This window comes from Micromonospora sp. NPDC049799, from assembly GCF_040656655.1.
Classification (GTDB): domain Bacteria; phylum Actinomycetota; class Actinomycetes; order Mycobacteriales; family Micromonosporaceae; genus Micromonospora.
In genome coordinates this window covers 1-7,403 of the sequence record NZ_JBFAMU010000247.1, presented here as the reverse complement: position 1 = coordinate 7,403, position 7,403 = coordinate 1, and the positions used below count along the sequence as shown (strand labels likewise).

The 7,403-nt window shown below is 73.7% G+C and carries 6 protein-coding genes and 1 pseudogene; 4 read left to right on the top strand and 3 right to left on the bottom strand.

Annotated features, from left to right (window positions below; translation table 11 throughout):
- Positions 1–74 precede the first annotated feature (74 nt).
- On the bottom strand, positions 75–947 hold the full coding sequence (locus tag AB0I76_RS18560; RefSeq protein WP_357036660.1) for a lytic transglycosylase domain-containing protein: 873 nt from the start codon (positions 945–947) through the stop codon (positions 75–77).
- 76 nt (positions 948–1,023) lie between these two features.
- A complete protein-coding gene (locus tag AB0I76_RS18555) occupies positions 1,024–2,409 on the bottom strand; it encodes a DedA family protein (protein WP_357036657.1) in 1,386 nt (461 codons plus the stop codon).
- 135 nt (positions 2,410–2,544) lie between these two features.
- Here AB0I76_RS18555 and typA point away from each other — a divergent pair, with 135 nt between their 5' ends.
- The 3 genes from typA (at position 2,545) to AB0I76_RS18540 (ending at position 6,136) form a co-directional block, all read left to right on the top strand.
- Positions 2,545–4,413 (top strand): translational GTPase TypA, encoded by a 1,869-nt coding sequence (gene typA, locus AB0I76_RS18550; RefSeq protein ID WP_357036654.1) that lies wholly within the window; start codon positions 2,545–2,547, stop codon positions 4,411–4,413.
- 86 nt (positions 4,414–4,499) lie between these two features.
- A complete protein-coding gene (locus AB0I76_RS18545) occupies positions 4,500–5,363 on the top strand; it encodes a serine hydrolase (RefSeq protein ID WP_357036651.1) in 864 nt (287 codons plus the stop codon).
- A gap of 71 nt (positions 5,364–5,434) precedes the next feature.
- Positions 5,435–6,136, top strand: coding sequence for a lysoplasmalogenase (locus AB0I76_RS18540; protein WP_357036649.1), 702 nt, complete (start codon positions 5,435–5,437; stop codon positions 6,134–6,136).
- On the opposite strand, the gene AB0I76_RS18535 is transcribed toward AB0I76_RS18540, so the two are convergent.
- On the bottom strand, positions 6,105–6,902 hold the full coding sequence (locus AB0I76_RS18535) for a tyrosine-protein phosphatase (RefSeq protein WP_357036646.1): 798 nt from the start codon (positions 6,900–6,902) through the stop codon (positions 6,105–6,107). The genes AB0I76_RS18540 and AB0I76_RS18535 overlap by 32 nt on opposite strands.
- Before the next feature lie 82 nt (positions 6,903–6,984).
- On the opposite strand from AB0I76_RS18535, the pseudogene AB0I76_RS18530 reads away from it, so the two are divergent.
- Positions 6,985–7,403 (top strand): annotated as a pseudogene (locus AB0I76_RS18530) (hypothetical protein); the annotation flags it as partial.

Sequence of the window (7,403 nt, the reverse complement as noted above, 5' to 3'; positions counted from 1 at the left end):
GCCCGCACCCGGCGCGGGGGCCCGGGGCGCGCGCCGCGGCCCCCGTCGCCGTTCGTCGGTGGCTCGGTCGTTCGTCAGTAGCTCAGGCAGACGCACTCGGTCATCAGGGCGCGGACGTTGCGCACGTACTGCGGATTGGGGATGGCCAGCGGCTTGCCCTCCTGGGCCACCGCCCCGTGCCCGTAGTTGTACGCCGCGATCACCGCGTTCAGCAGACACGAGTCCAGCTCGGCCGTGCACAGGGCCGCGTCCAGCCGGTAGTCGGCCTCGAAGTACATGTCACCGATGTACTTCGTCAGCCAGGCCAGGTAGTTGGCGCCCAGGTACGCGTTGTCGCGGTAGTCGTCGACGTCGTAGCTCTGCCCGAAGCGCTGGTTCATCCACTCCGCCGTCGCCGGCATCACCTGCATGAGGCCGATGCCGCCGTCGCAGGCGACGATGTTGGACTGCCAGCCGCTCTCCTGCCAGGCGGTGGCCTTGACCAGGCGCACCGGGATCGCGATGTCCGGCGCGGAGGTCGGCCAGTACGTCCGGGCCGCCGCGGCGGTCAGCGCCTCCTTCGCCTGCGCCCGGGTGGCCTGGGTGCCCACGTACTTCGGGGTGCAGTTCGTCGACGAGGGCTTCGGCGGCGGTGGCGGCACCTTCGTCTCCGTCGGCGGCTTCGGCACCGCCCGGGGCGCCGTCGCCCGGGTCGGCTTCACCGACGGCTTCGGGCTGGGCGTCGCCGACGCGCTGCGGCTCGGCGCCGCGCCCATCGACTCCCGCCCGGGCACCGACGTCGCCGCCGGCGTGGGCTCGGCCGGGACGTCGCCGGTCGCCTCCTCGGTGGCCTCCGCACCCGCGGCGACGGCGGCCGGCTCCTGTGGAGCCGCCCCCTCGCGGGCGCAACCGGTCACACCGACCGCCACGAGCACCGCGGCGACCGCGGCGGATCTCCACCGTCTCATCCGTACCCCCCGTGCACACCAGTCCCACCGGACCGCCGAACGGTAACAGGGATCGACGGTCCGGCGTGTCCGGTGCTCAGGCGTCGGCGCGGGCCGGCGCGGGCGGGGTGGTGCTCCGGGCCGGGCCGACGGCGCGGTCACGGGTCCTCCACGCGACCACGAACACCGCTGTCCAGGCGACACCGAGCAGGACGGCCGTGGCGGTGCCGCTGGCCGTGCTCAACCCCAGGTACAGGCGGGCGCCGCCGATGCCGACCATGCCCGCAGCGGCGAGCGTCCACGCCGCCACCGCCACCGGCCACGGCGCTCCCCGGGACAACAGCCAGGCGAGCGTGCAGAGGCTCGCGGTCACCACGGCACTCTGTGTCGGGAACAGGGCCGCTCCGCTCTCCTGTCGGGGCCCCGCCAGGTCGGTCGCCACGGCCAGCACCATCAGCGGCACGAACGCGCCGACGGTACCGACCACGCTGAGCAGGTCCGCCCGCCACGGCCGGTGCCGCCACGCCAGCACCGCGGCCACCACCGCCACCACCGCGATCAGGAACGACCCGCGCAGCCCGGAGACCACGGCGAGCGTGACGTCGACCGCGCCGGCCGTACGCCGGGCGGCGAACCAGTCGGCGATCGCCCCGTCCACCGCGGCCAGGCCGCTGTGCCGCACCGCCACCTGGAGCAGCCACGTCACCGCCAGCCCGGCCCCGAACAGCAGCAGCAGGCCGGCCGCCAGGTTCGCCAGCAGCGTCCACGCGGGCCCGATGTGCATCGCGAGCAGGAAGAACAGCACCCCGTACCGGCCGGTGAGCCAGCGCACCGGGGGCAGCGACCCGGCCCGGGCCAGCAGCGCCCGCACCGGATCGGGATTGCGGCCCAGCCAGCGGCCGGCCAGCAGCACCGCCACCACCGCGCCGACCAGGAGCAGCACCGCCCCGCTGGCCCGGCCCAGCAGTCGGGAGAAGGTCTCGTACGACTCGCCGGCCAGGTTCCCGGCGAGCACCGAGGCGCCCACCCAGGTCACCACGCCGGCCACGTTCCACGGCAGGAACCGCCGGTACGGCATGCCCGCCGCCCCGGCCAGGCGGGGCACCAGCGTGCGGGCGAAGGCCACCCAGCGGGCGGTGAACACTCCCCGGCCGCCCAGCCGGTTCAGCATCGCGTCGGCCCGGCTCCAGCGCTCCCCGCCGACCCGTACGCCGAGCCGGCTCGCCCGCAGTCTCGGCCCGTACCGACGGCCGGCCCGGAACGCCAGCGTGTCCCCGGTCACCGCTGCGAGAATCATCACCAGCAGCGCCGGCCCGAGCCGGAGGGCGCCGGTGTACGTGAGGAAACCCACCAGCAGCAGGGTCGCCTCACCGGGGACCAGGAGGCCGAAGATCACCGCCGTCTCGCCGGCGACGATCAGCGCCGCCACCAGCAGGACCAGCAGGGACGGCAACTGCTGGAGCGAGTTCACCAGCTCGTGCACGTCGGCCCCCGGCTCACGGGGACCAGCTTGCCAGTCGGTGTACCGCGAGTGACAGGAGTTTCGGCAGAGATCGGGGGACGGCCGGGGGTGACCCCGACGCTGCCCCTGATCCGCGCAGGCGGGAGAATGGAGCCCATGCAGCTTCGCACCGACCTCCGCAACGTCGCCATCATCGCTCACGTCGACCACGGCAAGACCACTCTGGTCGACGCCATGTTGCGGCAGGCCGGTGCCTACGGCGGCCGGGGCGAGACGACCGAGCGGGTGATGGACTCGGGGGACCTGGAACGGGAAAAAGGCATCACCATCCTGGCCAAGAACACCGGCGTGCACTACCTGCCGGCGGACGGCTCCGACCCGGTCACCATCAACATCATCGACACCCCCGGGCACGCCGACTTCGGTGGCGAGGTGGAGCGCGGCCTGACGATGGTCGACGGTGTGGTGCTGCTGGTCGACGCGAGTGAGGGCCCGCTGCCGCAGACCCGCTTCGTGCTGCGCAAGGCGCTGCGCGCGCGGCTGCCGATCATCCTGGTGATCAACAAGGTGGACCGTCCCGACGCCCGGATCAAGGAGGTCGTGGACGACACCTACGAGCTCTTCCTCGACCTGGACGCCGACGAGGAGCAGATCGACTTCCCGATCGTCTACGCCTGCGCCCGCGACGGCATCGCCTCGCTGACCCAGCCCGTCGACGGCTCCGTGCCGAGCGACAGCACCTCGCTGGAGCCGCTGTTCCGCACCCTGCTCGACACCATCCCGCCGCCCGCGTACGAGGAGGGCGCGCCGCTGCAGGCGCACGTCACCAACCTCGACGCGTCCCCGTTCCTCGGCCGGCTCGCGCTGTGCCGGGTCCGCCAGGGCACCATCCGCAAGGGCGAGACCGTGTCGTGGTGCCGCACCGACGGCAGCACCCAGCGGGTCCGCATCTCCGAGCTGCTGATGACCGAGGGCCTGGAGCGCAAGCCCGCCGACTCGGCCGGCCCGGGCGACATCATCGCCGTCGCCGGCATCCCGGAGATCATGATCGGCGAGACCCTGGCCGACGCGGAGAACCCGCAGCCGCTGCCGCTGATCACCGTCGACGAGCCGGCCATCTCGATGACCATCGGCACCAACACCTCGCCGCTGGTCGGCCGGGTCAAGGGCGCCAAGGTCACCGCCCGCATGGTCAAGGACCGGCTCGACAAGGAGCTGGTCGGCAACGTGTCACTGCGGGTCCTGCCGACCGAGCGGCCGGACGCCTGGGAGGTGCAGGGCCGTGGCGAGCTGGCCCTGGCGATCCTGGTCGAGCAGATGCGACGCGAGCAGTACGAGCTGACCGTCGGCAAGCCGCAGGTCGTCACCAAGGAGATCGACGGCAAGACCTGTGAGCCCGTCGAGCGGCTCACCATCGACGCCCCCGAGGAGTACCTGGGCGCGATCACCCAGCTCCTGGCGACCCGCAAGGGCCGGATGGAGCAGCTGGTCAACCACGGCACCGGCTGGATCCGGATGGAGTGGCTGGTCCCGGCGCGCGGCCTGATCGGCTTCCGCACCGAGTTCCTCACCGACACCCGGGGCACCGGCATCCTGCACCACGTCTTCGAGTCGTACGAGCCGTGGTTCGGCGAGCTGCGTACCCGGCAGAACGGCTCGCTGGTCGCCGACCGGGCCGGCGCGGTCACCTCGTTCGCGATGATCAACCTGCAGGAGCGCGGCCAGCTCTTCGTCGACCCGACCACCGAGGTGTACGAGGGCATGATCGTCGGGGAGAACTCGCGCTCCGACGACATGGACGTCAACATCACCAAGGAGAAGAAGCTCACCAACATGCGGGCCTCGACCTCCGACGAGACCGAGAAGCTGATCCCGCCGCGCAAGCTGTCGCTGGAGCAGGCGCTGGAGTTCTGCCGCGAGGACGAGTGCGTCGAGGTGACCCCGAGCGCGGTCCGAATCCGCAAGGTGGTCCTGGACCAGACCCAGCGGGGCCGGATGGCCGCCCGCCGCAAGCACGCCGGCTGACGGTTCCGCGCGCGACGCGTCAAGAAGGGCCCCCTGTACAACGCCAGGCGTTAACAGGGGGCCCTTCCTTGCACTAGCGTCGGCGCATGATCTTCACGGACCTCGACCGCCGGCTGGAGCGGGTGCCGGGCACCGTCTCGACGTACGTGGGACGGCTCGACGCCGACCCCACCTGGACCCGGCACGCGGACGCCACCCACTACGCCGCGAGCACCATGAAGGTCGGCGTGCTCGTCGCGCTGCACCGGGCCGCCGAGGCGGGCCACCTCGACCTGGACGCACCCGTCGAGGTCCGCAACGACTTCGCCTCCGCGCAGCCCGACGCGCCCCGGTTCTCCTGCGCCCGCCACTACGACAACGACGACGCCGTGTGGGAACTCCTCGGCGGCACCGCTTCGCTGCGCTGGGTCGCCGACCGCATGATCGTCCGCTCCAGCAACCTCGCCACCAACATCGTCCTCGGCCACGTCGGGCTGCCGGCCGTCGCCGAGGTGTGGGCGCTCGCCGGAGCCCGGAACAGCGTGACCGGCCGCGGCATCGAGGACTTCGCCGCCCGCGAGGCCGGCATCACCAACCTGGTCACCGCCGCCGACCTGGCCGCCCTGCTCGGCGCGCTCGCGCTCGGCGCCGTCCGGCCCGGCCCGCTCGCCCCGCCGGAGCGCTGCGCCGCCATGCTCGACGTGCTCATCGCCCAGGAGCACTGCGAGGACCTCGCCGCCGGCCTGCCCGAGGGCACCCGCATCGCGCACAAGAACGGCTGGGTACGCGGTGTCCGGCACGGCGCCGGCGTGGTCTACCCGGGCGACGCGCTCCCGTACGTCGTCGTCGCCTGCACCACCACCGACCTCGCCGACGGGGGCCCGACCGGCGAGGAGATCGTCGACGACGCCTGCCGCCTCATCGCCGACGTCTCCGCCGCCGTCTGGGACGCCCGGCACGACCTGCGCTGAGCGACCGGGGCTGGCCCGGGGCCGCGGCACCGCCTACGCTGCTGCCCACCCCACCGCGAGGAGACCCACCGATGCCCTCCAGCCGAGTCCTGCTGGCCGCCTTCGCCGTCGCGACCGCCGGGAACCTCCTCGCCAACGCCACCGGCAGCGATCTCGGCGAGCTGGCGACCAAGCCGCTGCTGATGCCGCTGCTCGCCGCGTACCTCTGGCGGGCCGCCGTCGAACGCGGCGCCCGGCCGGACCGGCTGGTCCTCGCCGCCCTGGCCTTCTCCACCGGCGGCGACGTGGCGCTGCTCGGCGCCGGCACCGGCGCGTTCCTCACCGGCATGGCGCTGTTCCTCGCCGCGCACGCCTGCTACGTCGCGGCGTTCGTCCGGGCCGGCGCGGCGACCGCGCTGCGCCGCCCGCCCCTGCTCGCGGTTCCCCTGGGGTACGCGGTGCTGACCGCCGCCGCCCTGAGCTGGATGTGGCCGGGCCTGGCCGACGCCGGGCTCGCCGTGCCGGTGGCCGGGTACGCCGTCGCCCTGGCCACCATGGCCATCACCGCCACCGCGCACGGCTGGTCGGTCGGCCTCGGCGGCGCCCTGTTCCTCGTCTCCGACCTGCTCATCGCGTTGTCGGTGGCCGGCACGGCGACGCTGCCCGGCCCGCCGATCTGGGTGATGGCCACCTACGCCGCCGGCCAGGCGCTGATCGTCACGGGGTGGGCCGCCCGCCACCCGGCCCCGACCCCGGCGCCGGTCACTCCAGCAGCAGCGCCCGCAGCCGGCTGACCCGGTCGTCGTCCACACCCAACCCGTCGCGCAGGTACGCCCCGAACGACCCGTGCACCCGGCGCACCTCGTCGTACGCGGCGTCGAGGTACGCGTCGCGCACCTCCAGCACCGGGCGCACCGCCTCGACGTCCAGGCCCGGCTGGCGCTTGGCCATCGCCTCCAGGATGACCTCCCGCAGGCTCTCGGTCAGCGCGTTGTTGGCCAGGTAGTCCGCCCGGATCACGGCCTCGTCGACACCGAGGACGTGCAGCAGCACCACCGTCAGCCAGCCGGTGCGGTCCTTGCCGGCCGAGCAGTGGTAGAGCAGCGGCAGGTTCTCCTCATGCGCCGCCAGCCGGACCGCCTCGGCGAACCCGGCGCGCGCCGACTCCCCCGTGACGAACCAGCGGTAGATCGCCTCCATCGCCGCCGGCGTGCCCTGCTCGGCGAGGTCCGCGTACGCGGTCAGGTCGTGGCCGAGCAGCATCGCCGACACGTACGTGAAGACCGGGTGCTCGGCGTCGTGCACCGGCAGGTGCACCACGGTCGGCTCGCCGGGCAGCCGGTCCGGCGGGGCGACGTCCATCTCCGAGTGGTCCCGCAGGTCGACCACGCACGCCGGGCCGAGCTTGGCCAGCACCGGCAGGTCCTCGTCGGTCAGCCGGCCGAGCGCCGGGGTGCGCAGCAGCACCCCGGAACGCACCCGCCGACCGTCGGCGCCGACCAGTCCACCGAGGTCCCGCGCGTTCGGCGCACCGACCAGATCCCACTCCCGCCCGCTCATGCCGGCGCTCCGCCGTGGCGGGTGATTCGCTCGCTCATTCGGCCTCCCCATCGCCCGTCGATCTCCCTATAGGGTGCCCGACATGACGATCGCCGCGGTACGCACCCACCGGCTCTCCGCACCCCTGCACACCCCTTTCGTCACCGCGCTGCGCCGCACCACGACCGTGGAGACCCTGGTGGTGGAGGTCGTGGACCGCGACGGTCGGTCCGGCTTCGGCGAGGCGCCGCAGGTGTGGCAGGTGACCGGCGCGTCGGTGGCCGGCGCCGAGGCGTGCGTCCGGGAACTGCTCGGGCCGCTGCTCACCAGCCGCGACCCGGACGACCTGGTGGCCCGCTGCACCGAGGTGGGCCGGGCGGTCGCCGGCAACGAGGCCGCCCGGGCGGCGGTGGACGTCGCCCTGCACGACCTGGCGGCCCGGCGGCTCGGCGTACCTCGAAGCTGTCATGGTCGGCGTCCGGGTCCCACTCGCGGGTCGGGATGCGCACGTGGTCGTCCCGG